Below are 26,842 nucleotides of genomic sequence, written 5' to 3' on the forward strand. Positions count from 1 at the left end.
GTCGGGAACTCCGTTCTGGATTGGGGGGGGGTCTGGTGATTTACGACACTAACGCTTTTACCCGGTCGGTCAGCATCTGGTTCACCGGTGCATTCAGGCCCAGCTCCCGGGAGCGGTTTGCCACGTAACCGTTGATATAGTCGATCTCGGTGGCGCGACCGCTCTGGAAATCGCCCCGCATGGAGGATGTGTTGGCGGCCGTGTTCCTGGCAACCCGTTCGATATCATCCCGCAGTTCCCTGGGAGTATGGGCTGGCAGGCCCTCGGCGGTTATCAGGTTGGCGAGTTCCTGGCAGAGCCCGTCGATATGGTCCAGAAACAACGGTGAGTCCAGTATATCGCCATTACGGCAGTCGAGGATGGCGGTAAAGGGATTGATGCCGGCGTTTACGGCGAGCTTGCCCCAGAGCCGTTCCAGGATGCGGCTTTCCCCCCGCACTTCCAGGCCAGACCGGGATAGCTGTCGGATGACTCCCGGGGTGAGGCCGGCGGCCTGGTCTGTCAGGGCGCCAACCCAGGTATGCCCCCGGGCGGCGTGAACCACCCGGTCCGGTGTGGGGCGATTGGCCGCTTCCGTGGTGCTGGCGGCCAGCACCGGGCGATGGGGCCAGCGTTGGGCCACGGCCTGCTGGCTGCCAAGGCCATTCTGGAACAGCACGATCGGACAGGATTCGGGCAGGCGGTTGACGATGTCCGTCAGTGCCGCGAGGGTATCGCCCGCCTTGGTGGTCACCAGCAGCAGGGTGGTGGCGGACAGGTCGGTCAGCCAGCGACGAACGATGGCGTGTTCACGCCCTTCGGCGTCCTGGAAGTGGTAGTTAAGCCTGAACGAGGACAGCGCAGACGCGTTGCGGGGAACGAATCCGGTGCTCGCAGGTGGCAGGTAAGCGGCCCACAGCCCTCCCAGTGCACCGGCGCCGAGGATGGCGATGCTCTCATCCTCGACACCGGACTGGGAGGGATTGCTGGACGTCCGCGGGGAGGGCACTTACATGGCCTCTATGTCGGACCGCTGGTCACTCAGGCGCTTCTGGCTGCCCTGGGCGTCGCGGAGCTTGTCTTTCTCTTTCTCTACCACTTCGGGCGGGGCCTTGGCCGTGAACTTTTCGTTGTTCAGCTTGCCCTCCAGGCGCCCGATCTCCTTCTGCAGGCGTTCCAGCTCTTTGTCCAGGCGCTTGAGTTCCGCCTCCTTGTCAATCAGGCCGGCCATGGGCACCAGTACTTCCATGTCACCGACCAGTTGGGTCGCGGACATGGGGGCCTTGCCGTCCCCGAGCCATTCCAGCTTTTCCAGCTTGGCCAGTGAAATCAGGAACTGGCGATAGTCGTCCATGCGGCGCTGGTCGTCGGCACTGGTCCCCTTGAGCAGCACAGGGATCTGCTTCGCCGGGGAGATGTTCATCTCACCGCGAATGTTGCGCACGGCGACGATCACGCCCTTGAGCCATTCGATATCGCCGGCCACCTCGGGGTCGCGCTTGCTGTCGTCCGGCTGCGGGAAGGGCTGCAGCATGACGCTGTCACCGGTCTTGCCGGCCAGGGGCGCGATGCGCTGCCAGATTTCCTCGGTGATGAAGGGCATTATCGGGTGGGCCAGCCGCAGAACGGCCTCCAGCACCCGAACCAGGGTGCGGCGGGTGCCGCGCTTGGCTTCGGCGCTGGCGTTTTCATCGTTCAGGACCGGCTTGGACAGCTCCAGATACCAGTCACAGTATTCGTTCCAGATAAACTCGTAGAGGGCGTGGGCCGCCAGGTCGAACCGGTACTGATCCAGGTGACGGATCACCTCGCCTTCGCAGTATTGCAGTTCGCTGATGATCCAGCGGTCCGCCAGGGACAGTTCCACGGGTTCGCCGTTGACGCCGCAGTCCTCGCCCTCGGTGTTCATCAGCACGTAACGGGCGGCGTTCCACAGCTTGTTGCAGAAGTTGCGGTAGCCTTCCAGGCGCTTCATATCCCAGTTGATGTCCCGGCCGGTGGTGGCCATGGCTGCAAGGGTAAAGCGCAGGGCGTCGGTGCCGTGGGCGCTGATGCCTTCCGGGAACTCTTTCTTCGTGCGCTTGGCGATCTTCTCCGCCAGCCTGGGCTGCATCAGGTTGCCGGTGCGCTTGTCCAGCAGGTCGTCCAGGCCGATGCCGTCGATCATGTCCAGCGGGTCGATAACGTTGCCCTTGGACTTGGACATCTTGTCGCCATGCTCGTCCCGGATCAGGCCGGTGACATAGACGGTGTGGAAGGGTACCTGCGGGGTGCCGTCTTCATTCTTCATGAAGTGCATGGTCATCATGATCATGCGGGCCACCCAGAAGAAGATGATGTCGAAGCCGGTGACCAGCACATCGGTGGGGTGGAAGGTCTTCAGGCGTTCGGTAATTTCCGGCCAGCCCAGGGTGCCGAAGGTCCACAGGGCGGAGCTGAACCAGGTGTCCAGTACGTCTTCGTCCTGATTCAGCGCGAGGTCGTCAGCCAGGCTGTATTTCTGACGCACATCGGCCTCGTCCCGGCCCACATAGATGTTGCCCTCGGCGTCATACCATGCGGGGATCCGGTGGCCCCACCAGAGCTGGCGGGAGATGCACCACTCCTGGATATCCCGCATCCAGGCAAAGTACATGTTCTCATACTGCTTGGGTACGAACTGGATGCGGCCGTCCTCCACCGCCTCGATGGCGGGCTTGGCCAGGGTCTTGGCATCCACGAACCACTGGTCGGTCAGCATGGGTTCGATGATCAGCCCGGAGCGGTCGCCCCGGGGCACACTCAGGAAGTGGTCCTGGGTGTCCTCGAGCAGGCCGGCGGCGTCCAGGTCGGCGACGATCCGCTTGCGGGCCTCCTCGCGGGTCTGGCCGGCATAGGCCTCCGGCATGGTGCCGTCGAGATCGGTATTCTCGGTGCCGTCGGCATTGAAGATCTCCGCCTCGGCACGGATGCTGGCATCCGGGGTCATGACGTTGATCATGGGCAGACCATTGCGCTTGCCCACCTGGTAGTCGTTGAAGTCATGGGCCGGCGTGATCTTCACGCAGCCGGAGCCTTTCTCCGGGTCGGCGTGGTGGTCGGCGACAATCGGAATGCGGCGGTTTACCAGCGGCAGCATCACGTGCTTGCCGATCAGGTGCTGGAAGCGCTCGTCGTCCGGGTGTACCGCCACGGCGGTGTCCCCCAGCATGGTTTCCGGCCGCGTGGTGCCGACCACCAGGTAGTCCAGGCCGTCCTCGGTTTTCGCGCCGTCCGCCAGCGGATAGCGCAGGTGCCAGAAATACCCTTTCTCTTCCTTGTTCTCCACCTCCAGGTCGGAGATGGCGGTGTGCAGTTTCGGGTCCCAGTTCACCAGCCGCTTGCCCCGGTACACCAGGCCTTCGTCGAACAGGCGGATAAACACTTCCTGCACGGCTTTGTAGAAGCCATCGTCCATGGTGAACCGTTCATGGTCCCAGTCCACCGAGGTGCCCAGCCGGCGCATCTGGCCGGTAATGGTGCCGCCGGACTGTTCCTTCCAGTCCCAGATACGCTTGATGAACGCCTCACGCCCCAGGTCGTGGCGGGTCTTGTCTTCCTCGCTGGCCAGCTTGCGCTCCACCACCATCTGGGTGGCGATACCGGCGTGGTCGGTGCCCACGGTCCACAGGGCGTTGCGGCCCTGCATGCGGCGGTAGCGGGTGAGGGTGTCCATGATGGTGTGCTGGAAGGCGTGGCCCATGTGCAGGCTGCCGGTCACATTGGGCGGCGGGATGGCGATACTGTAGGACTGACCTTCACCGCTGGGGCGGAAATACCCTTTGGATTCCCAGTTTTTGTACCACTGGCGCTCGATGTTTTCTGGCTGGTAGGTTTTTTCCATGGGTGTCTTCTGGTGACCGTTTTGGTTGGTTCGCAAGGGACTAAAATGAAAGGCCGATTATACATGGTCACTGGTGTTGCGGCGAATGGGCGGCAGTCGATGCAGGCCGATGTTTTTGGCGGGCTGCGAAAGGTTTGGAGTGCGCTGCCGGGCGCTTATCGCTTTCTCTGATCATGAACCCTGGGCTCAATACCCAATGCCCTTAACTGCTTGAACTGGGAGCGTGCGGTACTCAGCGTTTGCGGGTCGTTGTGGGCCACCAGGGCCAGCCGCCGGAAGCGATCGGCGTCCGCCGGCAGCTTGGCGGACAGGATAACGACTGTGTCCCAGTCATCCGCCGCTGGCTCGCATAGCAGGATGCCCACCGGGTCAGGGCAGCGGGTGGTGGCGTCGGGCACAATGCTGTGGGGGATGAAGGCATCCGGTGCGAAGTTCCACAACAGGTCGTCCAGCTCCTCGGCGTGGCTGTACTGATCGCAGGCGATGCAGACCCGGTCTCCCTGCTGCCAGGCCTTGTCCACCAGGCGGACCGCATGGAGGTTGCGGTCCGCCGGGCTGGCACCGGCAAGGATATGGAACCAGTACGATCGGTTCCCGTTGCCGCCGGTTCCGGACGGGGTGTTACTTTCCGGCATTGGACATCAGGTAGTCGACCAGCAGCGGTACGGGGCGACCGGTGGAGCCTTTGGCCTTACCGGAGAGCCAGGCGGTACCGGCGATGTCCAGGTGCGCCCAGCGATAGTCCCTGGCGAACCGGGACAGGAAGCAGCCGGCAGTGATGGTGCCGGCAGGTCGGCCGCCGATGTTCTGCATATCGGCGAAATTGCTGTCCAGCTGGCTCTGGTATTCGTCCCACAGGGGCAGGCGCCAGGCCCGGTCGCCGGAGCGTTCACCAGCGGCCAGCAGGTCGTCCGCCAGGGCGTCGTTGTTGGCCAGCAGGCCGGTGGCATGACTGCCCAGGGCAATGATGCAGGCGCCGGTGAGGGTGGCCATATCCACCACCACTTCCGGATCGTACTTCTTGACGTAGGTGAGAGCATCACACAGCACCAGCCGGCCCTCGGCGTCGGTGTTCAGGATCTCGATGGTCTGCCCGGACATGGAGGTGACGATATCGCCGGGGCGGGTGGCGGTGCCGCTGGGCATGTTCTCGGCGGCGGCCACCACGGCCACCACGTTGATCTTTGGTCTGGTCTCGGCAATGGTCTTCATGGTGCCGAACACTGCGGCGGCGCCGCCCATGTCGTACTTCATTTCGTCCATGCCTTCGCCGGGCTTCAGGCTGATACCGCCGGTATCAAAGGTGATGCCCTTGCCGACCAGCACATAGGGTTTGTCCTTGGCCTTGCCGCCCCGGTATTCCATGACAATCAGGCGGGCGGGCTGGGCGCTGCCGGCGGATACGGACAGCAGGCTGTTCATACCCAGCTTCTTCATCTGCTTTTCGTCGAGAATCTCGGTTTTGATGACCTCGTTTTCCTTGGCCAGATCCTTTGCCCGGTCGGCCAGCCAGCTCGGGTGACAGACGTTGGCCGGGGTATTGCCCAGGTCACGGGTGAAGTTCATGCCGCGGCCGGTGGCCAGGCCCAGGTTGAAGGCGTCCTTCAAGGCCTTGCCGGCACCGGAGGCCAGCACGGTCACCTTGGTGAGGTTGCGCTTGGGTGGCTTCTCACTCTTGAAATCGAAGAAAGTGTAGAACTGCTCCTCCAGGGTGCGGCCAATCAGGTTGAGCTTCGCGGCCTCGGAGGTGGTGGCGTCCTCGCCGATAAGTGGGGTGTCGGCCAGGGCGACAACCGCGTTCTTGGCGGCGCCGTCCTTGAGCGAGCCCGCCATGGCGACCAGGGCCTTGCGGTAGTCCGCCGGCTTGCGACCCGCGTTGCTGCCGCTGCCCACTACCAGCACACGGCTCCAGGGCGTGTCTGCGGTGGGGATCAGCAGGGTACTGGCGGTCTTGCCGGTAATGTCACCACTCTTGTGCAGGGCCTTGAGCTGGCCGCCCATGGCCTCGTCGGCCTGGGTGGTGGACGCGGGCCATTCGCCTTTCTCGGGAACGGCGACGACCAGGCAATCGGTTTTGGCACTGCTGATGGCTTTGCTGCTGAGCGTGAAATTCATGGCGACTCCTGAAGGTTGTCGGCAAGGTGTCAGAATGATCCCTATAGCATCGGGGTCTGTTCCCGATTTATCAAGCACTTTGCGGTGTTGCGGCTATGGTTTATACCCTGGGAGTTATTCCGGGGCGCCCCTGTCATTTGGCGGGCAGGTTCCATAGAATAGCCCGCATTCCCTTTATGCCGGTGACTGCCCTTTGCGAGGCCATTGTTGAGCATCATCTTCCGCTATCTGACCCGACAGACCCTGATCACCATGCTCGCCGTCTCCGGTGTGCTGCTGCTGGTGTTCATGAGTGGCCGGTTTATCAAGTACCTGGCCGAGGCAGCCGCCGGCGAGCTGGCCGGGGATGTGCTGTTTGCCATCATGGCCTACCGGTTTCCCGGTTTCCTCGAACTGATCCTGCCCCTGGGGTTCTTTATCGGCATCCTGCTCGCCTATGGCCGCATGTACCTGGAAAGCGAGATGACCGTGCTGTTCGCCTGTGGTGTCAGTGATCGCCAGGTCCTGGGTCATACCCTGATCGCGGCGCTGGTGGTGATGCTGGTGGTGGGGGCCATGAGCCTGTGGGTTACCCCCTGGGGCATGAAGAACGTGGAGCGGATCTTCCACGAGCAGAGTCAGGTGACGGAGTTCGAGATGCTGGCCCCGGGGCGGTTCCAGGCCCTGGATTCCGGGGGGCGGGTGACTTACACCGAGGCCCTCAGTGATGACAAGCGCAAGCTCCAGGGCGTGTTTATCGCGGAGTATTCGGAGGCCGACCAGCAGTTGAGCCTGGTGGTGGCCGAGGAGGGCTCCCAGTTCGTGGACGAGGACACCGGAAGCCGCTTCCTGGTGCTGCAGGACGGGGCGCGTTTCCAGGGGCTGCCCGGCGAGCTGGACTACGCCATCACCGAATTCCAGGCCTATGGTCTCAAGGTCGCCGAGCAGGATGCCCGGGGTGGCGAGGATGAAGAGGGCATGAGTACCGCGCAACTGATGGAATCGGATGACCCGGAACTGCGGGCACTGTTGCACTGGCGTTTTTCGCTGCCGCTGATTGTTCCGGTGGTGACCCTGCTTGCCGTGCGCCTGAGCCGGGTAAATCCGAGGCAGGGGCGCTTTTTCCACCTGTTACCGGCGATGATGATCTACATCCTCTACTTGGGGCTGCTCATCGTGGCCCGTGATGCCCTGGCGTCCGGCAAGGTACCTGAATGGATCGGCATGGCCTGGGTGCATCTGCTGTTCCTGGCTCTGGGGCTGTGGCTGCAGTTCGGCCCCGCCTGGCTCCATCGACGGCGGCTTGAGCGCGAGGGAGGTGCCCGTGCGCAGGCTTGACCGGTACATCATGGGAAATGTTGGCGGCGCCATGTTCCTGGTCATGCTGGTGGTGCTGTCCCTGGACCTGGTGTTCGGCTACATCGCGGAGCTGGACGACACCCGCAACGACTACCAGGCCATGGAGGCGGTCCTGTACATGCTGCTGACGCTGCCCCGGCGAATCTATGACTACCTGCCCCTGGGGGCGTTCATGGGCTGCCTGGTGGGTCTGGGGGCCATGGCCAGTTCCTCCGAGCTGACGGTGATCCGCGCGGCCGGCGTTTCCATTCGCCGTATCGTCTGGTCCGCCATGAAGCCGGCGCTGGTCATTGTGCTGATCGGCGTGGTGATCGGCGAATACGTGGCACCCCCGGCCGAACGGATGGCCCAGAGCCAGAAGGCGGTGGCCCGGGGCGGCTCCGGCAATATCGCCGATGCCAGTGGTGTCTGGCACCGGGAAGGGGATACCTTTATCCATCTCAACGCGGTGCAGCCGGACGGTGACCTGCATGGCGTTGCCCTGTTCCGGTTTAATGACGACCGTTGGCTGGTGACGGCCAGCTACGCGGCATCGGCGACCTACCGGGGCGATCACTGGCTGCTACAGGATGTGCGCAGGACCTTCCTGTCCCGGGACGGTACCCGGCAGGAAAGGGTTGACCAGGAACGGTGGGACAGCGGGCTGACGCCGGAGGTGCTCAGTGTGCTGGTGGTCAAGCCCGAGAACCTGCCCCTGGGTGGTCTGTTTACTTACGCCCGTTACCTGGATCAGCAGGGCCTGACGTCCGGCCAGTACTGGCTGGCATTCTGGAAGAAGGTACTGATGCCGGTGGGCACGGCCGTGATGGTTATCGTGGCCATCTCGTTCATCTTTGGCCCGCTGCGGTCGGTCACCATGGGCTTCCGGGTGTTTACCGGGCTGATCGTCGGACTGCTGTTCAAGTACATGCAGGATCTGCTGGGGCCCATGAGTCTGGTGTTCGGGTTCAACCCGATCCTCGCCATCCTGATTCCGATCGTGATCAACGGCCTGATCGGCGCCTGGCTTATGCGCCGGGCGGGCTGATCAGGCCTTGCCGCCGGCCTTCTTTTCCTTCGCCAGGGCAACCACGACACTGTTGGAGGTCCGGTCCGTCAATGACAGCCCGTTGATGGGGTAGAACAGTGACACCAGCAACGGGATGGTCAGCAAAAGCGTGACCGTTCCGATGTAGTGGCCGGCCAGCATGGCGAGAAAGGTGGCGGCGGCCGCCGTACCATAGCGCAACAGTGCCTGGGTCCAGCTCACCGAGGTGCCATCAAGGTTCTCGATACGGATGCGCCAGACCTGCATGCCGAGGGTCTGGCCGATGCGTGTCCAGAAATAGGCAAAGAACAGGTAAAGTACCAGGAACAGTACAAAAGTGAGGCCCGGGCCACCCGAGAGCTCGCCGGCTTCCGCCATCTGCTCGTACCGGTCCCAGCCGGTGATCCAGCCGGCGATCATCAGGTAGGCCCAGGTGGCGAGTAGCAGCACGGCAATGCAGATCAGGCCGTCGTAGACAATGGCCAGAGCACGCTTGAGCGCGGTGGCGGGGGGAAGCAGTTCCTCGGCGTCGTGGAAGCGTCGGGGCATTGGGGCTCCTGGGTGGTTTCACGTTTTTCCTGATTTCGGCGTGTGCTAGAGTAGCGGATTTGCACACGCATGTAATTATTCCTTATTAAACGCGGCCCTGGCGGGTATTCCGCCGGGTTTCTGGAAAGGTATCAAAGGTCTATGAAAACCGCAGAGTTGCGTCAGGCGTTTCTCAAGTATTTTGAACAGCAGGGGCATACCATCGTTCCGAGCAGTTCGCTGGTGCCACAGGATGATCCCACCCTGCTGTTTACCAATGCGGGCATGAATCAGTTCAAGGACGTCTTCCTGGGTCGCGAGGAGCGGGATTACGTTCGTGCCACCACCTCCCAGAAGTGTGTGCGGGCCGGTGGCAAGCACAATGACCTGGAGAACGTGGGGTACACCGCCCGGCACCATACCTTCTTTGAGATGTTGGGCAACTTCAGTTTCGGCGACTACTTCAAGCGTGAGGCCATCAACTTTGCCTGGACCTTCCTGACCGGTGAGCAGTGGCTGAAACTGCCCCAGGAAAAACTGTGGGTCACCGTCTATGCGGAAGACGAGGAAGCCTACGATATCTGGAATCGGGAAATCGGCGTTCCGGCGGACCGCATCGTGCGTATCGGCGACAACAAGGGCGCCCGCTACGCCTCCGACAACTTCTGGCAGATGGGCGATACCGGCCCCTGTGGTCCCTGCACCGAGATCTTCTACGACCATGGCCCGGATGTGGCCGGTGGCCCTCCCGGCAGTCCGGAGGAAGACGGCGACCGCTATATCGAGATCTGGAACGTGGTGTTCATGCAGTACAACCGCCAGGCAAACGGCGACATGCTGCCGCTGCCCAAGCCCTCGGTGGATACCGGCATGGGCCTGGAGCGCATCACCGCGGTACTGCAGGGCGTCCACAGCAACTATGAGATCGACCTGTTCCAGGACCTGCTGAAGGCGGCCTCTGATGTGCTGGGTGGCGTCGACACCACCGAAGCCTCCCTGCGGGTGGTGGCGGACCACATCCGCTCCTGTGCCTTCCTGATTGCCGATGGTGTCATGCCGTCCAACGAAGGCCGGGGCTTCGTGCTGCGCCGCATCATCCGCCGCGCGGCCCGCCACGGCAACAAGCTGGGCGCCAGGGAGGCTTTCTTCCACAAACTGGCGGCTGCGCTCGTGGGCCTGATGGGCGATGCCTACCCGCAACTGCGCAGCAGCCAGAAACAGATTGAAAAGGTGCTGCTGCAGGAAGAGGAGCAGTTTGCCAAGACCCTGGACAAGGGCCTGCGTCTTCTGGAGCAGGATATTGCCGACCTGAAGGGCAGCGAGATCCCCGGTGAGACCATCTTCACCCTGTACGACACCTATGGCTTCCCGGTGGACCTGACCAACGACATTGCCCGCGAGCGGGGCCTGACGCTGGACTATGAGGGCTACGAGAAGGCCATGGAACAGCAGCGGGAACGGGCCCGCGCCGCCAGCAAGTTCGGCATCGACTACAACACCGCCGGCATCAAGCTGGAAGGCAAGACCGAGTTTACCGGCTACGAGCGTATCGACGGCCACGAGATCATCCGCACCGTGCTGGTGGGTGGCGAGGAAAAACCGGCCGAGGCCGGCGACGAGGCGGTGATCGTGCTGGAGCGCACACCCTTCTACGCCGAATCCGGCGGGCAGGTGGGGGACACCGGCCTGCTGACCTGGAGTGGTGGCCGCTTCCAGGTCAACGATACCCGCAAGGAAGGCGACAACCACCTGCACATCGGCACCGTGGTGGAGGGTGACTTCACCGCCGGGCAGGAGGTGGATGCCCGCATTGATCACAAGCGCCGCGAGGACACCAAGAAGAACCACTCCGCCACTCACCTGATGAACGCCGCCCTGCGCAATGTGCTGGGTGAGCACGTGAGCCAGAAGGGGTCGCTGGTGGATCCGGACAAGCTGCGTTTCGACTTTTCCCACTTCGAGCCGGTCACGGAGGAGCAGCTGCGTGAGATCGAGCGCCAGGTCAATGAGCAGATCCTGGCCAATACCCCTGTCCAGACCGACCTGATGGACATGGAGAGCGCTAGGGAGAAGGGCGCCATCGCGCTGTTCGACGAGAAGTATGGCGACACCGTGCGGGTACTGAGCATGGGGTCCGACGACTACTCCATTGAGCTGTGCGGTGGCACCCATGTTGCCCGCACCGGCGATATTGGCCTGTTCCGCATTACCTCCGAAAGCGGTATCTCCGCCGGCGTACGGCGTATCGAGGCGGTGACCGGTTTTGGCGCCCTGCGCTGGATAACCGAGACCGAAGACACCCTCAACCGGATCGGCAAGCTGGTCCGGGGCAGCCGTGAGACCGTGGTGGAAAAGGTCCAGGCGGTAATTGACCGCGGCCGGCAGCTGGAAAAGGAAGTGGAACAGCTGAAGGGCAAACTGGCCAGTTCCGCCGGTGCCGATCTGGCGGGCTCGGCGGTGGACGTCAAGGGCCTGAAGGTGGTGGCCGCCCAGCTCGACGGGGCCGACCGCAAGTCACTGATGGAGACCGCCGACCAGCTCAAGAACAAGCTGGGTGAGGGCGTGGTGGTGCTGGCCAGTGTGGAGGATGGCAAGATCACCCTGGTAGCCGGTGTCACCAAGTCCGCCACCTCCCGCATCAAGGCCGGTGACCTGATGAAACACCTGGCCGGCCAGGTGGACGGAAAGGGGGGCGGTCGTCCCGATATGGCCCAGGGTGGCGGCAACAACCCTGATGCGCTACCCGCTGCCCTTGAGAGTGTTGCTGGCTGGGTTGAGGAAAACGCTGGCTGAAGCCAAATGTGAAATCGCTTCTCCGCGACTGTTATTCCGCTTTTAAGCGAGTGTATAATTCCGCGGTTTTTTGGGTGGCGGGACACTAGTGTCTGGCCGTTGGGGCGGCCCGATTCCGGTGGTAGCCGGGTCGGGCTGCTTGGTATCCCTGACCGGATATTAGGGAAGGACATGGCTCTTCTGGTTCAGAAATTCGGAGGTACATCCGTCGGCTCCGTCGAACGGATTGAGGCGGTTGCGGAGAAGGTCTGCCGGTTCCGTAACCAGGGGCACGACATTGTCGTGGTGGTGTCCGCCATGAGCGGCGAGACCAACCGCCTGATCGCCCTGGCCAATGACATCATGGAGGAGCCCACGCCCCGCGAGATGGACGTGCTGGTGTCCACCGGAGAGCAGGTTACTATTGCGCTGCTGTCCATGGCCCTGCAGAAGCAGGGGTGTGATGCCCGATCCTACACCGGGTCCCAGGTGCGGATCCTCACGGACAGCGCCCACACCAAGGCGCGCATCCAGGACATCGACGAGCGCAATATGCGCGGCGATCTGGACAAGGGGCGTGTCGTGGTTGTGGCCGGTTTCCAGGGGGTCGATGAGCAGGGCAATATTACCACCCTGGGGCGGGGTGGTTCGGATACCACCGCGGTGGCCCTGGCGGCGGCGCTGAAGGCGGACGAATGCCAGATCTACACCGATGTGGATGGTGTCTACACAACGGATCCGAGGGTGGTGGATTCCGCCCGTCGCCTGGATCGCATTACCTTCGAGGAAATGCTTGAAATGGCGAGCCTTGGCTCCAAGGTATTGCAGATCCGGGCCGTGGAATTTGCCGGCAAGTACAATGTTCCGTTACGGGTGCTATCTTCCTTCCAGGAGGGCGAAGGCACCCTGATTACCTTTGAGGATGACAGCGCCATGGAACAACCGGTTGTTTCAGGAATTGCATTTAACCGAGATGAAGCCAAACTGACCATGGCGGGAGTGCCTGATACGCCGGGCATCGCGCTTCGTATTCTCAAGCCGGTCAGCGATGCGAACATAGAAGTGGACATGATCGTCCAGAACGTGGGGGCCGATAACCACACCGACTTCACGTTCACCGTTCACCGCAACGATTACCGTCGCACCCGTGAGATCCTGGAGAAACTGGCCAGGGAACTGGGTGCCCGGGAAGTGAACGGCGACGACAGGATTGCCAAGGTCAGCATCGTGGGCGTGGGCATGCGCTCACACGCCGGGGTAGCGACCCGCATGTTCGAGGCGCTGTCCAACGAAGGTATCAATATCCGTATGATCTCCACCTCTGAAATCAAGGTGTCGGTGGTGATCGACGAGAAGTATCTTGAGCTGGCAGTGAGGGCGCTTCATAGCGCGTTTGATCTGCAATCAGCCGGGACAGAGGCCTGAAAAAGGCGGATAAACAGGTCGGTCCGCCAGGGTCTCGCTATAAGAAAGGGAACCAAACCCGTCTTTAAGTCGTCACACTATTGCCTGTAAGGGATTGTGCGACTTTTGGTCAGGTGCATCCCAATATAAATTGGTAACTAATTGTTCAAGTCGGAACAGGTAGCTCTGGAATAGGGAGTAAAGGACATGTTGATCTTGACCCGCCGCGTAGGCGAAACCCTGATGGTCGGTGACGAAGTAACAGTCACCGTACTGGGTGTGAAAGGAAACCAGGTACGTATTGGTGTGAACGCGCCGAAAGAAGTGGCCGTACACCGTGAAGAAATCTACCAGCGTATCCAAAGCGAAAAAGGCGACCCTGAAGGCCCCGAGCCCGGCAATCGCTGAGAGACGTAACCGGCCGGGTTAAAGGCTGTTATCGTCCGAAAACCGCCATGACAACAGGCCGTGGCGGTTTTTTCGTTATGGATTGAGGGGATGGCCCAGGCGTCCAGAAAAATTCTGTGTCAACCCTATGAAAACAGAAAAATTATGGTAGTATACGCGCCGTTGTCACGGAGAGGTGGGTGAGTGGCTGAAACCAGTTCCCTGCTAAGGAACCGTACGAGCAATCGTACCGAGGGTTCGAATCCCTCCCTCTCCGCCATTTTTTCTTCTATAAAGGAGGGAAGCTGGCGACAGGTTGAGATAGCAATCGACCAGGCGGCCTCAGGCTCGCTGAATAGCTAAATCTGATGCGCGGCTGTAGCTCCCCGGAGCGCCGGCCGGCTGGATAAAGCACCTGGCTACGAACCAGGCGGTCGAAGATTCGATCGAAAGCTTAGAAGTTTGATGCGCGGCTGTAGCTCAGCTGGATAGAGTACCTGGCTACGAACCAGGCGGTCGGAGGTTCGAATCCTCCCAGCCGCGCCACTTATTGCACAGTCTCATCGTGAATCCGGAAAGCGCGACAAGCTTTGGAGTTCGATGGGATTCGAACCGGAAGAGGTTCGACGAAAAGTTTAGAGTTTGATGCGCGGCTGTAGCTCCCCGGAGCGCCGGCCGGCTGGATAAAGCACCTGGCCACGAACCAGGCTATCGAAAGCTTAAAAGTTTGATGCGCGGCTGTAGCTCAGCTGGATAGAGTACCTGGCTACGAACCAGGCGGTCGGAGGTTCGAATCCTCCCAGCCGCGCCATTTATACAGAAACGCCTCAGTCTGGAGCACCCCTCTGGCTGAGGCGTTTTTCGTTGTCTACTGGGAGGATTTGAACCGATAGAGGTTCGACCGGAGCACGCGAAGCGTGCGGAGGAACGTCGGAGCCAAGCGACGACGGCCCCGAAGGGGAAGGGTCGCAGGCCCGCCTAATCCTCCCAGCCGCGCCATTTATACAGAAACGCCTCAGTCTGGAGCACCCCTCTGGCTGAGGCGTTTTTCGTTGTGCGGCACAAACATTCCGTTTGCCACAGGAATGCAAATTTTCATCAAAAGTAACACCAAAAACGCATAGCGTAGATACATGTGTATCTCAAGTGTTCGCGGAACGTTCTTTCCTCCCTTCTAATAATCTCTGGTTGTACAAAATGATATTCCGCATGGCGGAATATCTTGTCGGCCAAGATACAACAATAAAAGTCGGAGGTTTACCTTGAACAAAAACAAACTTGGGTTTGCGATTACTGCTGCGTTGTTGACCACGTCCATGCTGGCGGCCTGCGGCGGCGGCAGCAGTGGTGGCGATGATGACTCTGAAGTCACACGAACCCATGACTCCCGCGAGTTTGCACCCGCAACCGATATCTCGTTCTCGGCGTCTCCCTCGGCGTCGGCCTACTACGGCACCTATGAGGGCCTCCAGGGGCCGGCTGTCTACGCAGCCGAGATTCCCGACGGCTGGAATGGCCATGGATTGATCATGTACACCCACGGCTATCGCGGGACGGGCGAAACCCTGGAGGTGTCCGTTCCGGACGCCGCCTGGCGGGCGACGGTACTGGCGGCTGGTTATGCCTGGGCGGCTTCATCCTATTCCGCCAACTACTACGATGTGCGTGCGGCCATCGAGGATACCAATAAGCTGGCCCTGGAAGTGATGGACTACATCGAGACGGATTTCGGCAACGCCTATGACGATCCTCAGCAGATCCTGATATCCGGGTACTCCCTGGGCGGACACACCGCTGCGGCGGCGGTTGATCGTGAGAACATGGAGCGAACCGCCTATAAGGTGGACTACCAGGGGGCGGCGCCGTTCTGTCAGGCGGAGCAGAACCAGTTCCAATGGCTGGGCGATTATCCCCGGGTCATTCAGGAGCTGTCCGGGTATGGCGATGAGCCTTACGAGGATTTCCAGCAGAACCTTCCGAGCATGTTGGCGAACCTGTTCGAGTTAGATGGCGCTAATGTGGACTGGGATCAACCGAATGAAGCAGGGGAGCGGCTGAAAACCATTGCCATGAACCTGACAGGCGGAGAGCGCCCGATCTTCTATGACTTCGGTTTCCCGAATCCGGCGCTCCAGGGGGCGGTGCTTGGAAGCGGCGGCAGCGGCGGTGACGTCGCAGGCATCCTGGCCCGGAATATCTATGACAATACCGATCGGGGGTATCGCTGGACAGACAGTGATCCCATGTCCGTGGATGAAGAAAACTTCAATGACCAGATCGAACGGATCAGTGCCGACGCTGGCGTAAATCCGCTTCGGGACGACGGTGTCCGGTGGATACCGCTGGTACAGGGTGATTTCGACGTTCCGGTACTGACCATGCACACCCTGGGTGACTTCTACGTGCCGTTCAGACACCAGCAACTGTATCGCGAGGGTGCCATTGAAAATGGTTCCGACGACATGCTGGTACAGCGTGCTATCCGGGCGCCCGGTCATTGTGATTTCACTGGTACGGAAATCCAGACCGCGCTGGTGGACTGGCTGACCTGGGTAAACGGTGGTGCCAAGCCTGATGGTGACGAGGTACTGGATCCGGCTGTGGTTGCCGATCCGGAGTACGGTTGCGACCATACCGTCAATGACACCACCCAGGGTCGGGATTCTCTGGGCCTCCCGGCCTGTTCCTGATCAAACTGCCCTCTGAGGTACAGGTGCGGGCACGGTGGGTGCCTGCATCTGTACCCCTCCCATCCCGTCGGAGGCTCCGGCCAACCTTCCTGAAACATCCGCTTGCTGGTCTGCCGCCAAAGATACTCGAAATGCAAAATAGTGTTAAAAGAAGAGTGTGGTGTATTAGCTGAACGATCATCCCTCCCCTTTAATTAGACGTGCCTCACAAAATGGCATATTCGTCGGACGCGCTTTGGTCCGATCTATAACAACAAAAGGAAAGTGGAGGTTACCTTGAACAACAAACGATTCTCGCTGGCCGCCCTGGGTCTTAGCGCTCTTCTGCTGGGTGTTTCCACCTCAGCCAATGCTATCTGGTGGGAATGGCCTGAACAGGTCCGTGACCACGATAGCCGTGAATTTGTCGTTGCCGATCCCCTGTCCTTTGATGCATCGGCCGCCGGGTTGTCCGAGGCGGTTGTCAATGCCAACCGGCATTGGGGGCGCTATGAAGGTATCCAGGGGGAGGCCGCCTATACCGTGGAAGTTCCCGAGGACTGGAATGGCGGTCTGATCATGTGGGCCCGTGGTTACGGGGGGGAGGGCGAGACCCTGAGGCGGGTGGTTCCCAGCGTTCCCTTCCGTAATGTTGCCCTTGGCGCCGGGTATGCCTGGGCAGCCTCATCCTATTCCGCCAACTACTACGACGTGCGCGCCGCACTGGAGGATACCAACAAGCTTGCCCTGGAGGTGACGGATTACCTGGAGCAGGACTGGGGGGTCGACTATGGAGCCGTGCAACAGTACCTGATTGCCGGCGGCTCCATGGGAGGCCATACCGCTGCGGTAGCGGTGGAAAAGGAAACCCGGTACACGGCCCGTTACCCGGTCCGGTATGAGGGAGCGATGCCGCTATGTCAGGCGGAACAGAACCAGTTCAACTGGCTGGGTGACTACACCCGTGTGGCCCAGGAGCTGGCAGGTTATGGCGACTATCCCCAGGACCAGTTCCAGGAACTGTTGCCGTTGATCCTTGGCGAGCTGTTCGTTGCGGTGGAAGGGGAGAATGCCTGGGAGCCGAAAGGTGAAGCCGGCGACAGACTCTTCCACATTGCCGAGGAACTGACCGGTGGTGAGCGTCCGATCTTCGAATATGGCTTCCGCGTTGGCGGTCTGCAGTATGCGGTGCTGGGCACTGGCGGATCCGATGGCACGCTGAATGGCATCCTGTCCCGGAATATCTATGACAATACCTGGCGTTTCTATCGCTGGACCGATGGTCGCCGTATCACCTGGGACGAGTGGCGCTTCAACCGTGAGGTTGACCGGGAACGCGCCGACCTGCTGGCCAATCCGATCCGCACGGATGGGGTGCGCTGGCTGCCCCTGGTGAAGGGCAATTTCGATGTGCCGGTGTTGACCATGCACACCCTGGGGGACTTCTACGTGCCGTTTAAACACCAGCAGCTTTATCGCAAGCGGGCGGAGTTGCGTGGTAACGGTGATCTGTTGGTGCAGCGCGCCATCCGGGCGCCCAGCCATTGTGACTTTTCGGGTACCGAGATCGCCACCGCCACGATTGACTGGCTGACCTGGGTCAACGGCGGTCCCAAACCCGGCGGAGACGAAGTACTGGACCCGAAGGTGGTGGCCGACCCGGACTACGGCTGCCAGTTCACCAACAACGCGCTATCGGTCGGGCGTGACAACCTGCCCGCCTGCAGCGGCGACTAACCACATATCACCCCATCCCGTGCCAGGGAAGGCTCGGGATGGTGATCACCACATCAGGTCGTCCGGAATCTCGTAGCCCGCGTAAGGGTCGTCCTCATCCTGCTCCGCCTGCTGCTGGCGTTCGTGCAGCACCACCACGGCGGCCTCGTCCCGTTCCATGATCTTGCGGGCCACCGGCTCCGGAACCACTTCATAGTTGTCATTGACGAAAACCACCGCAAGCCGGCCCCGTGAGAGCTGATCGGTCATGGTGTCGTCCACCAGGATCTTCTTGATCTTCTTGCCGTGAACGAACTGGTAGTCGGTATCGCAGCGGCTGCGGTCCAGGCGGTTGGTGTCTACCAGTTGGCGGATCTGGGCGGCGATGGCCTTGCGCCGGGCTTCCTCGTTGCGCTGACGGTTCAGTTCCCGGTCGCGTTCGGCTTTTTCCTCCCGGGCCTGCTGAGCCCGTAACTTGGTTTCGTCCTGCTGGACAGCGCCCTTGGGTTGCTGTTTACGCTGTTTCTTCTTTTCTTTCTGATGGGCCTTGAGCTTTTTCTCGTCGGCAAGGCCAGCCTTGAGCAATTGTTCCTGAAGTGATGCCATGCTTGTTTCCGTGGGCGATTCTGAATTGACGACGGTTTCCGGTATTATAAGCGTCTGACGACCCTTGTCGTAACCTCCATTCTCCTTTCCGGACCTCCCATGACTACATTCCAGATACCTGGCCTGTCCAGCGCCATGCTCGACAACCTGACGACGCTCGGCTTCGAATCCCCGACGCCGATACAACAGGGGGCCATCCCGGTGGTGCTGGAAGGGCGGGACGTGATCGCCATGGCCCGCACCGGATCGGGCAAAACCGCCGCCTTCGGTATCGGAATGGTTGAGCGGCTCAATCCCAAACGGTTTGCGGTACAGGCTCTGGTGTTGTGCCCCACCCGTGAACTGGCCGATCAGGTGGCCAAGGCACTACGGGAGCTGGCACGGGCCTACCACAACATCAAGATTCTGACCCTGTGTGGCGGCACGCCAATCGGTCCGCAGATAGGTTCACTCAGCCATGGTGCCCATATCGTGGTGGGTACTCCGGGGCGAGTGCAGGATCATCTCCGCAAGGGCACGCTCTCGCTTGACCGGTTGAACATGCTGGTGCTGGATGAAGCGGATCGAATGCTGGACATGGGCTTCCAGGAAGCCGTGGAATCCATTGCCTCTCATTGCCCGGAGGATCGGCAAACGCTGCTGTTCTCGGCCACCTGGCCGGAGGCGATCCGCCGATTAAGTACCCGGTATCAGCGAGACCCGATCAGTGTGACGGTCAGTGGGGGGGAAGAGTCGACAGCCACCCTTCAACAACGGTTCTACGAACTGTCGCCGGGTCAGGAGGCAGAAGCGCTTATGGGGTTGCTGTCCAGGGAGCAGCCTTCCGGCTGTCTGGTGTTCTGTGCCACCAAACAGGATTGTGACACGGTGGCCTCCTCACTGACCCGAAGCGGTTTCAGTGCCCGACCGCTGCACGGAGATCTGGAGCAGAAAGAGCGGGACCTGGTACTGACCCTGTTCGCCAACCAGAGCTGCACGATTCTGGTGGCTACCGATGTGGCGGCCCGTGGGCTGGATATCGATGACCTGCCGCTGGTGGTGAATCTTGAGCCTGCCCGGTCGCCGGAAACCCACACCCATCGCATTGGGCGGACGGGGCGTGCCGGTCGGCAAGGGCTGGCCGTCACTTTTTTCACACCGGCCAGGGCGCACAAGATCACCCAATTGGAGCAGTCCACCGGAGAAACCATCGAACCCGTGTCGGTGGACGAGCTGCTGACCGTGCCCCTGGCACCGATCAAGCCCCGATATGTGACGCTCTGTCTGTCTGGCGGCAAAAAGGACAAGGTGCGCCCCGGGGATATCCTGGGAGCCTTGACAGGGGAGGCAGGTCTGCCCGGGAAGGTGGTCGGCAAGATCCACATCGATCCGTTTCAGAGTTTCGTGGCCGTTGAGTCGGCGGTCGCAAAAAAGGCGCTAAGTCGGCTTGAAGACGGTCGCGTCAAGGGCAGAAAATTCCGCGTGCGAATGGTTTGAAAGCGATCTGAAGAGGCCTTTTTTGCCATGAGGGGGTAATACGTGGTAATGCCAATTGCAGGATGTGAAGTGCTGGAAAAATGCGGGTTTCCGGCCAATAACCAAGTTGCCCTGTCAGGAATAAAACGGTAAATTACGCAGGATTTTGCCTCCGACAATGGTCTTAGTTCCAGTTGTGGTAAGGGTTGGGACACCGCTGTCAGAGGAAAGTCATCACATTCAACACAGGTAGCACATGTTATGAGTGAGCTGATGTCACAGGCGGTCGACCTGATGATCGCAGGCATGGGTTTCGTGTTCGTATTCCTGGTTATCCTGGTATTCGCAACCGGAATCATGTCCAGAATCATTGGCCGATTCGCGCCGCCCGAGCCGGCGACACCGGCCAGGGCGCCACGTGCCAAAGCATCTGCACCCGCTGCGGTTGATCCCGACACGGCGGAAGCAATAAAGAAAGCGATTGCACAATACCGGTCACGCCACAAGAAGTGACCGGCGCAGAATACTAGAACCTTTTAACAGAAGGCTGACACGATGACTGACACCAAGAAACCATTGGGGATCACGGACGTTATCCTGCGGGATGCGCATCAATCCCTGCTGGCAACCCGCATGCGTCTTGATGACATGCTGCCCATTGCCGAGAAGCTCGACAAGGTCGGCTTCTGGTCTCTGGAATCCTGGGGTGGAGCAACCTTTGACTCCTGTATCCGCTACCTGGGCGAGGATCCGTGGGAGCGGATCCGCGAACTGAAGAAAGCCATGCCGAATACCCAGCAGCAAATGCTGCTGCGCGGCCAGAACCTGCTGGGTTACCGTCATTACGCGGACGACGTGGTGGACCGGTTCTGTGAGCGTGCCGCCGAGAATGGTGTTGACGTGTTCCGGATTTTCGATGCCATGAACGATCCGCGTAACCTGGATCGTGCCATCAAGGCCGTTCGCAAGACCGGCAAGCATGCCCAGGGTACCATCGCCTATACCACGAGCCCGGTGCATACCATCGACATGTGGGTCGATATGGCGAAAGAAGTTGCCGATATGGGCGCGGACTCCATCGCCATCAAGGACATGGCCGGCATCCTCAAGCCTTACGTGGCCTTTGATCTGGTTAGCCGCCTGAAGAAAGAGCTGGATATCCCCATCCACATGCAGTGCCATGCGACCACCGGCATGTCTACCGCCACCGCCATCAAGGCCGCGGAAGCCGGTATCGACAATGTGGATACCGCCATTTCTTCCATGAGCATGACCTATGGTCACTCGCCCACCGAGGCCGTGGTTGCGATCCTGGAAGGTACTGACCGCGATACCGGGCTGGACCTGGAGTTGCTTGAGGAAATTGCCAGTTACTTCCGCCAGGTGCGTAAGAAGTATGCGAAGTTCGAGGGCAGCCTGCGTGGCACCGATTCCCGTATTCTGATTGCCCAGGTGCCGGGCGGTATGCTGACCAACATGGAGAACCAGCTTCGCGAACAGAATGCCACCGACAAGTTCGATGACGTGCTGGCGGAAATTCCCAAGGTTCGTGAGGACCTGGGCTTCATCCCGCTGGTAACCCCTACGTCCCAGATCGTGGGTACCCAGGCGGTACTGAACGTTCTGACGGGCGAGCGCTACAAGTCCATCTCCAAGGAAACGGCCGCCATTCTCAAGGGTGAGTACGGTGCCGCGCCCTCTGACTTCAACAAGGAGTTGCAGGAGCGTGTTCTCGATGGCAAGGAGCCGGTCACCTGCCGTCCGGCGGATCTGATCGAGCCGGAAATGGACAAGCTGACTGATGAGCTGAAGAAGCTGGCGGAAGAGAAGAACATCAAGCTGGCGGACCAGGCAGTGGACGATGTCCTGACTTATGCCCTGTTCCCGCAGATCGGCCTGAAGTTCCTGGAGAATCGTGGCAATCCGGATGCCTTCGAACCGGTACCCTCCGCGGAAGACGCGGCTGCGGCATCGGCGCCGGCCAAGTCCACCGAAGGCCCGGAAACCTACACTGTTACCGTGAATGGCAAGGAATACGTTGTCGGTGTTTCCGAAGGTGGTGAGCTGAGCCAGATCGAAGCCAAGGGTGGCGCTGCCGCACCTGCTTCCGGTTCTGCACCGGCACCGGCCACAGGGGAAGGTGAACCCGTTGTGGCGCCTCTCGGCGGCAACATCTTCAAGGTTCACGTTTCTCCGGGGGATCAGGTCGAGGAAGGCGATGTATTGATCATCCTCGAAGCCATGAAGATGGAAACCGAGGTCCGCGCTCCCAAGGCCGGCACCATCGGCGAAGTTTTCATCAAGGTTGGTGACGCCGTATCTCCTGATGACGAAATGCTGACAATCGCATAAGGGCCAGCATTCCATGGATAAATTACTAACGCTGTGGACAGGCAGTGGTCTGTTCAATATAGAGTTGGGCCAGGTGGTCATGATCGCCGTTGGCCTTCTTCTTCTGTTCCTTGCAATTCGCAAGGGGTTTGAGCCGTTGCTGCTGGTACCCATCGGGTTTGGCGGTATCCTGGCGAATATTCCGGAGGCAGGGCTTGCCCTGACTGCGGCGGAAAATGCCATCCATTTCGCGCTGAAGGGCGGTAATGCCGAGATTCTTGCCGCGCTGGCCGCGCCACTGGATGTGGCCTATCAGGCCGGCCAGTCGGTGACGCCCGAACTGAAGGAAGCCTTCAAGGTCGCGGTTAAGGAGGCCAGTTATTCCGAGATGGCGATGGCAAACTCCATCGCTCAGGATTTCGGTTACGGCAATGGCATGTTGTACAACTTCTACTCCGTGGTTATCGGCAGCACCATCGGGCCGCTGGTGATCTTCATGGGTGTGGGGGCAATGACCGACTTCGGTCCCCTGCTGGCCAATCCGAAGACCATGCTGCTGGGCGCGGCTGCCCAGTTCGGTATCTTCGGTACCGTGCTGGGTGCGGCGCTGCTCGACTGGCTGGGTGTTCTTGATTTCACCATCCTGGAAGCGGCAGCTATCGGTATCATCGGTGGCGCGGATGGCCCCACATCCATCTACGTGTCCAGCGTACTGGCTCCGCATCTGCTGGGCGCCATCGCGGTGTCGGCCTATGCCTACATGGCGATGGTTCCGATGATCCAGCCGCCGATCATGAAGGCGCTGACGACCAAGGAAGAGCGGGCCATCAAGATGAGCCAGTTACGTCCGGTCAGCAAGCGGGAGAAGATCACTTTCCCGCTGGTGGTGCTGATCGCCGTGGTGCTGTTCCTGCCGGATGCGGCGCCGCTGCTGGGCATGTTCTGCTTTGGTAACCTGATGCGTGAGTGTGGCGTGGTTGAGCGTCTGAGTGACACCGCCCAGAACGCGCTGATCAATATCACCACCATTTTCCTTGGCCTGTCCGTGGGTTCCAAGCTGATGGCGGACAAGTTCCTGGATGCCCAGACTCTGGGTATCCTGGCGCTGGGTATCGTCGCCTTCGGTGTGGGTACTGCCTGTGGTGTTCTGATGGCCAAGCTGATGAACTCCATGGTGAAAGAGAAGATCAACCCGCTGATCGGTTCTGCCGGTGTATCCGCGGTGCCAATGGCGGCGCGGGTCTCCAACAAGGTTGGTCTTGAGGCCAACCCGCAGAACTTCCTGCTGATGCACGCCATGGGCCCGAACGTGGCCGGCGTTATCGGCTCTGCGGTTGCTGCCGGTGTGATGATCAAGCTGCTTAGCTGATCTTCTGTCACTGGCTTTGGAAAACCCCGGTAGGCATTTAGCCTTCCGGGGTTTTTTTGTTTTCCGGCCTGGTGAATTTTGGGGGCTGGTCTGGTGGTAGGGGGTGCCATACTCCCCAATTTGCAGGCTAATGAAGTCGAAGCAAACGAGAAGCCTACTGAAAATCCCGGGAAGCCACCGGCAGGGTATGAATCAGATGACTCAGGTCCGTCAGCTTTCCCGCCATGATATGAACGATCTCCCCCTCACGCTCCACAATGCCCTTCACATGCAGCAACCGAGAGGTCAGCAGAGGTTTGCGTTGCTGCCGGGCAGTGTTTAACCAGACCACCACATTGATGTTGCCGAATTCGTCTTCCAGGGTCACAAAGGTCACGCCAGAGGCGGAACCGGGGCGCTGGCGACCGGTGACCAGGCCGGCGACCTGGACCGGGCGGTTGGGTTCGGCGGTTTTTAACTGCTGCGAGTTCAGGCAGTTGCGCAGTTCGCCCTGTTCCCGTAGCAGGGCCAGGGGATGCCGTTCCAGGCTGAGTCCCTGGCTGGCGTAATCCGCCAGGATATTCTGGCCCTCCGATGGCTCCGGGAGGTCGATGTCATCCTGCTCCGTCCGGTAGTCGCCGTCATCACCGGCCTCGGAAACCCACAGGGGCGCGGCGGGTTCGTGTCCCAGTAACTGCCAGTAACTCTGGTGGCGATGGCCACTGATAGCCTCCAGTGCATTGGCTCCGGCCAGCAACTCCAGGTCCCGCTGGGGCAGGGCGGTGCGCTGCCTGAGTTCCCTGATGCTGTGGTAGCCGCCGGGTGGTCGCTGACGGCACAGGATATCGGCGCTGTCCGGATTCAGGCCCCGGATCTGTTGCAGGCCAACACGCAAGTGTTGTCCAGGGCCCTCAAGGGTATAGTCCCAGTGACTGTGGTTCACATCCGCCGGCAGTACGGTGACATCATGGCGGCGCGCATCCTGGATCAGTTGCGACGGGGAGTAGAAGCCCATGGGCTGGCTGTTCAGCAGGCCGCAGTAGAAGGCCGCCGGGTGGTGACACTTGATCCAGGCGGAGATATACACCAGCAGGGCAAAGCTGGCGGAATGGGACTCCGGGAAGCCATAGCCCCCAAACCCGCAGATCTGCTGGTACAGCCGTTCGGCAAAGTCCTCATCGTGCCCGCGGGCCCGCATGCCGTTGATCAACTTGTCCCGGAACGGCGTCAGGTCGCCGTGGGACTTCCAGGCCGCCATGGCCCGGCGTAACTGGTCAGCCTCGCCAGCGGTAAAGCCGGCGGCCACCATGGCCAGTTTGATAGCCTGTTCCTGGAAGATGGGAACGCCCAGGGTTCGTTTCAGCACCGCCCGGACTTCGGCGTTGGGGTAGGTGGGTTTCTCCAGGCCGTGCCGTCGCTTGAGGTAGGGGTGCACCATATCCCCCTGGATGGGGCCGGGACGGACAATGGCGACCTGGATCACCAGGTCGTAGTACTTTTCCGGTCTCAGGCGGGGCAGCATATTGATCTGTGCCCGGGACTCCACCTGGAAAACGCCGATACTGTCGCCGGTTTTCAGCATATCGTAAGTGGCTTTGTTTTCCCGTTCGATGCCCTGCATGGTCAGGGGCTGACCGTCGCCCCCGGGGATGAGTGCCAGGGCCTTGCGGATGGCTGTCAGCATGCCCAGGGCGAGTACGTCCACCTTCATCAGCCCCAGGCTTTCCAGGTCGTCCTTGTCCCACTGGATCACCGTGCGGTTTTCCATGGCGGCGTTTTCCGTGGGTACCAGTTCCGCCAGGGGGCCCGAACTGATCACGAAGCCGCCCACATGCTGGGACAGGTGGCGGGGGAAGCCCAGCAGGGTGTTCACCAGGGTAAAGAACTGGTTGGCGACGCGCTCGTGACGGGTCAGTCCCTTGTCCAGAATTTGGCCGCGCCAGTCGGTTTCCCGGTCCCGCCAGTCGATGCCGTTGAGCAGTTGCTCCACCTGTACCGGGTCAAAACCCAGGGCCTTGCCCACATCCCGGATAGCGCTGCGGGGGCGGTAACGAATGACGGTGGCTGCCAGGGCGGCCCGGTCCCGCCCATAGCGCCGGTAGATGTACTGGATGACCTCTTCCCGTCGCTCGTGTTCGAAGTCCACATCGATATCCGGGGGCTCACCACGGTCCTTCGAGATAAACCGTTCGAACAGCAGCTCCACCTGACGGGGATCCACCTCGGTGATGCCCAGGCAGTAGCAGACCGCCGAGTTGGCCGCCGATCCCCGGCCCTGGCAGAGGATGTCCTGGCTGCGGGCGAAGCTGACGATGTCCTGGATGGTCAGGAAGTAGTGCTCGTACTGCTTCTCGTGGATCAGGGCCAGTTCCTTGTGGATCTGTGCCTGGAGATCCGCTGGCGTGCCGTCCGGGAATCGCCGTTGTTCACCCTGGCGGGTCAGTTCCTGCAGCCAGGTGGCCGGGGTCTCGCCGGGGGGGATCAGTTCCGATGGATACTGGTAATGGAGCTCGGACGGGCGGAAGGTGCACTGTTCGGCAATGGTCAGGGTCTCCTGCAACCAGGCCTCCGGGAACAGGCGTTCCAGTACGGGGAGGGGGCGCAGGTAGCGTTCGCCGTTCTGGAACAGGTGATGGCCGGCGTCTTCCAGGCTGGTGTTGTGGCGGATGGCGGTGAGTACGTCCTGCAGGGGCTGGCGTTGCCGGCAGTGCATGTGCACCTCGCCGGTGGCGGCAATGGGGCGCCCGAGCTGTTGTGAGAGGGCGCGGATACGCTGCAGGCGCTGGTCCTCTCCGGATTCCAGGGTGCGACTGGCCGCCAGCCAGAGTTGTTCCGGGAACCGGCCCATCAGCCATTCACCGGTGCGATGTGCCTCGCCAAACCGGCCCTGCTCCGGTGTCGGTGGCAACCACAGGCAGAGACAGTGGTCCAGGGTATGGGTTTCCAGGTCCTCCGGCAGCAGTTGATAGCGGCCTTTCGGAGCCCGGCGCCGGGCGGTGGTGATCAGCCGGCAGAGCTGCCCATAGCCCACCAGGGTGCGGGCCAGCAGGATCAGCCGGGTTGTGGGTGATGCCGGGAATGCCGGTTCCAGTTCGAAATAGCTGCCGGTGATCAGTGCCACCGGGCTGCCCTCCAGGGTCTGCCAGGCCCGGGGAATGCCGGCTACGGAGCAGGTATCGGTAATGGCCAGGGCCTGGTACTTCAGTTCCAGGGCCTTCTCCGCCAGTTCATGGGGGTGGGAGGCGCCGGTCAGGAAGGTGAAATTGCTGAAGCAGTGCAACTCGGCATAACCGTTCATGGGGTGG

18 protein-coding genes and 3 tRNA genes are annotated in these 26,842 nt (G+C 60.9%); 14 read left to right on the plus strand and 7 right to left on the minus strand.

Going from position 1 to position 26,842, the window contains the following annotated elements:
- Positions 1 to 40: 40 nt before the first annotated feature.
- The 4 genes from ACJO2E_RS13895 to ACJO2E_RS13910 form a co-directional block, all read right to left on the minus strand.
- Positions 41 to 988 carry a ketopantoate reductase family protein gene (locus tag ACJO2E_RS13895; RefSeq protein WP_406964599.1) on the minus strand — a complete coding sequence of 316 codons (948 nt, stop codon included), beginning with the start codon at positions 986 to 988 and terminating at the stop codon, positions 41 to 43.
- Entirely contained in the window at positions 989 to 3,841 is a 2,853-nt protein-coding gene (locus ACJO2E_RS13900; protein WP_406964600.1) for a valine--tRNA ligase, read from the minus strand. It lies immediately after the preceding gene.
- A 155-nt stretch (positions 3,842 to 3,996) separates the two neighbouring features.
- Positions 3,997 to 4,476 carry a DNA polymerase III subunit chi gene (locus ACJO2E_RS13905; protein ID WP_406964601.1) on the minus strand — a complete coding sequence of 160 codons (480 nt, stop codon included), beginning with the start codon at positions 4,474 to 4,476 and terminating at the stop codon, positions 3,997 to 3,999.
- The gene (locus ACJO2E_RS13910) at positions 4,463 to 5,956 is read right to left on the minus strand and encodes a leucyl aminopeptidase (RefSeq protein WP_406964602.1); all 1,494 of its coding nucleotides are present in this window, start codon (positions 5,954 to 5,956) and stop codon (positions 4,463 to 4,465) included. The genes ACJO2E_RS13905 and ACJO2E_RS13910 overlap by 14 nt, the downstream gene beginning before the upstream one ends.
- 207 nt (positions 5,957 to 6,163) lie before the next feature.
- Here ACJO2E_RS13910 and lptF point away from each other — a divergent pair, with 207 nt between their 5' ends.
- Positions 6,164 to 7,273 carry an LPS export ABC transporter permease LptF gene (gene lptF, locus ACJO2E_RS13915; RefSeq protein ID WP_406964603.1) on the plus strand — a complete coding sequence of 370 codons (1,110 nt, stop codon included), beginning with the start codon at positions 6,164 to 6,166 and terminating at the stop codon, positions 7,271 to 7,273.
- Complete coding sequence (gene lptG / locus ACJO2E_RS13920) at positions 7,260 to 8,321, plus strand: LPS export ABC transporter permease LptG (RefSeq protein WP_406964605.1); 1,062 nt, start codon at positions 7,260 to 7,262, stop codon at positions 8,319 to 8,321. The genes lptF and lptG overlap by 14 nt, the downstream gene beginning before the upstream one ends.
- Here the strand turns inward: lptG and ACJO2E_RS13925 are convergent, their stop codons facing one another.
- Entirely contained in the window at positions 8,322 to 8,870 is a 549-nt protein-coding gene (locus tag ACJO2E_RS13925) for an RDD family protein (protein WP_406964607.1), read from the minus strand. It abuts the gene before it with no gap.
- A 141-nt stretch (positions 8,871 to 9,011) separates the two neighbouring features.
- Between ACJO2E_RS13925 and alaS the strand changes: the two genes are divergently transcribed.
- The 8 genes from alaS to ACJO2E_RS13965 all read left to right on the plus strand — a co-directional run bounded on the left by alaS (position 9,012) and on the right by ACJO2E_RS13965 (position 17,818).
- On the plus strand, positions 9,012 to 11,642 hold the full coding sequence (gene alaS / locus ACJO2E_RS13930) for an alanine--tRNA ligase (RefSeq protein ID WP_406964609.1): 2,631 nt from the start codon (positions 9,012 to 9,014) through the stop codon (positions 11,640 to 11,642).
- Between the two features lie 171 nt (positions 11,643 to 11,813).
- Positions 11,814 to 13,046, plus strand: coding sequence for an aspartate kinase (locus ACJO2E_RS13935; protein WP_406964610.1), 1,233 nt, complete (start codon positions 11,814 to 11,816; stop codon positions 13,044 to 13,046).
- 186 nt (positions 13,047 to 13,232) lie between these two features.
- On the plus strand, positions 13,233 to 13,433 hold the full coding sequence (gene csrA, locus ACJO2E_RS13940) for a carbon storage regulator CsrA (RefSeq protein ID WP_406964611.1): 201 nt from the start codon (positions 13,233 to 13,235) through the stop codon (positions 13,431 to 13,433).
- Between the two features lie 169 nt (positions 13,434 to 13,602).
- Positions 13,603 to 13,692: transfer RNA gene (locus ACJO2E_RS13945), tRNA-Ser, on the plus strand.
- A gap of 189 nt (positions 13,693 to 13,881) precedes the next feature.
- Positions 13,882 to 13,958: transfer RNA gene (locus ACJO2E_RS13950), tRNA-Arg, on the plus strand.
- A 188-nt stretch (positions 13,959 to 14,146) separates the two neighbouring features.
- Positions 14,147 to 14,223: transfer RNA gene (locus ACJO2E_RS13955), tRNA-Arg, on the plus strand.
- Between the two features lie 451 nt (positions 14,224 to 14,674).
- On the plus strand, positions 14,675 to 16,102 hold the full coding sequence (locus tag ACJO2E_RS13960; RefSeq protein WP_406964612.1) for an alpha/beta hydrolase: 1,428 nt from the start codon (positions 14,675 to 14,677) through the stop codon (positions 16,100 to 16,102).
- Between the two features lie 276 nt (positions 16,103 to 16,378).
- Positions 16,379 to 17,818, plus strand: a complete 1,440-nt coding sequence (locus ACJO2E_RS13965; RefSeq protein ID WP_406964613.1) for an alpha/beta hydrolase — start codon at positions 16,379 to 16,381, stop codon at positions 17,816 to 17,818.
- Positions 17,819 to 17,863: 45 nt separating this feature from the next.
- On the opposite strand, the gene ACJO2E_RS13970 is transcribed toward ACJO2E_RS13965, so the two are convergent.
- Positions 17,864 to 18,403 (minus strand): DUF2058 domain-containing protein, encoded by a 540-nt coding sequence (locus ACJO2E_RS13970; protein WP_406964614.1) that lies wholly within the window; start codon positions 18,401 to 18,403, stop codon positions 17,864 to 17,866.
- 99 nt (positions 18,404 to 18,502) lie between these two features.
- Here ACJO2E_RS13970 and dbpA point away from each other — a divergent pair, with 99 nt between their 5' ends.
- From dbpA to ACJO2E_RS13990, 4 genes are all read left to right on the plus strand, one after another.
- Positions 18,503 to 19,879 carry an ATP-dependent RNA helicase DbpA gene (gene dbpA, locus ACJO2E_RS13975; RefSeq protein WP_406964616.1) on the plus strand — a complete coding sequence of 459 codons (1,377 nt, stop codon included), beginning with the start codon at positions 18,503 to 18,505 and terminating at the stop codon, positions 19,877 to 19,879.
- Between the two features lie 240 nt (positions 19,880 to 20,119).
- Positions 20,120 to 20,371, plus strand: coding sequence for an OadG family protein (locus ACJO2E_RS13980; protein ID WP_406964618.1), 252 nt, complete (start codon positions 20,120 to 20,122; stop codon positions 20,369 to 20,371).
- Between the two features lie 42 nt (positions 20,372 to 20,413).
- A complete protein-coding gene (gene oadA, locus ACJO2E_RS13985; RefSeq protein ID WP_406964619.1) occupies positions 20,414 to 22,210 on the plus strand; it encodes a sodium-extruding oxaloacetate decarboxylase subunit alpha in 1,797 nt (598 codons plus the stop codon).
- Between the two features lie 13 nt (positions 22,211 to 22,223).
- A complete protein-coding gene (locus ACJO2E_RS13990) occupies positions 22,224 to 23,558 on the plus strand; it encodes a sodium ion-translocating decarboxylase subunit beta (protein WP_406964621.1) in 1,335 nt (444 codons plus the stop codon).
- A 154-nt stretch (positions 23,559 to 23,712) separates the two neighbouring features.
- On the opposite strand, the gene ACJO2E_RS13995 is transcribed toward ACJO2E_RS13990, so the two are convergent.
- Positions 23,713 to 26,835, minus strand: a complete 3,123-nt coding sequence (locus tag ACJO2E_RS13995) for an error-prone DNA polymerase (protein WP_406964622.1) — start codon at positions 26,833 to 26,835, stop codon at positions 23,713 to 23,715.
- Positions 26,836 to 26,842: the final 7 nt, after the last annotated feature.

The organism is Marinobacter shunpengi (assembly GCF_045449695.1).
In the GTDB taxonomy this organism is placed as follows: domain Bacteria; phylum Pseudomonadota; class Gammaproteobacteria; order Pseudomonadales; family Oleiphilaceae; genus Marinobacter.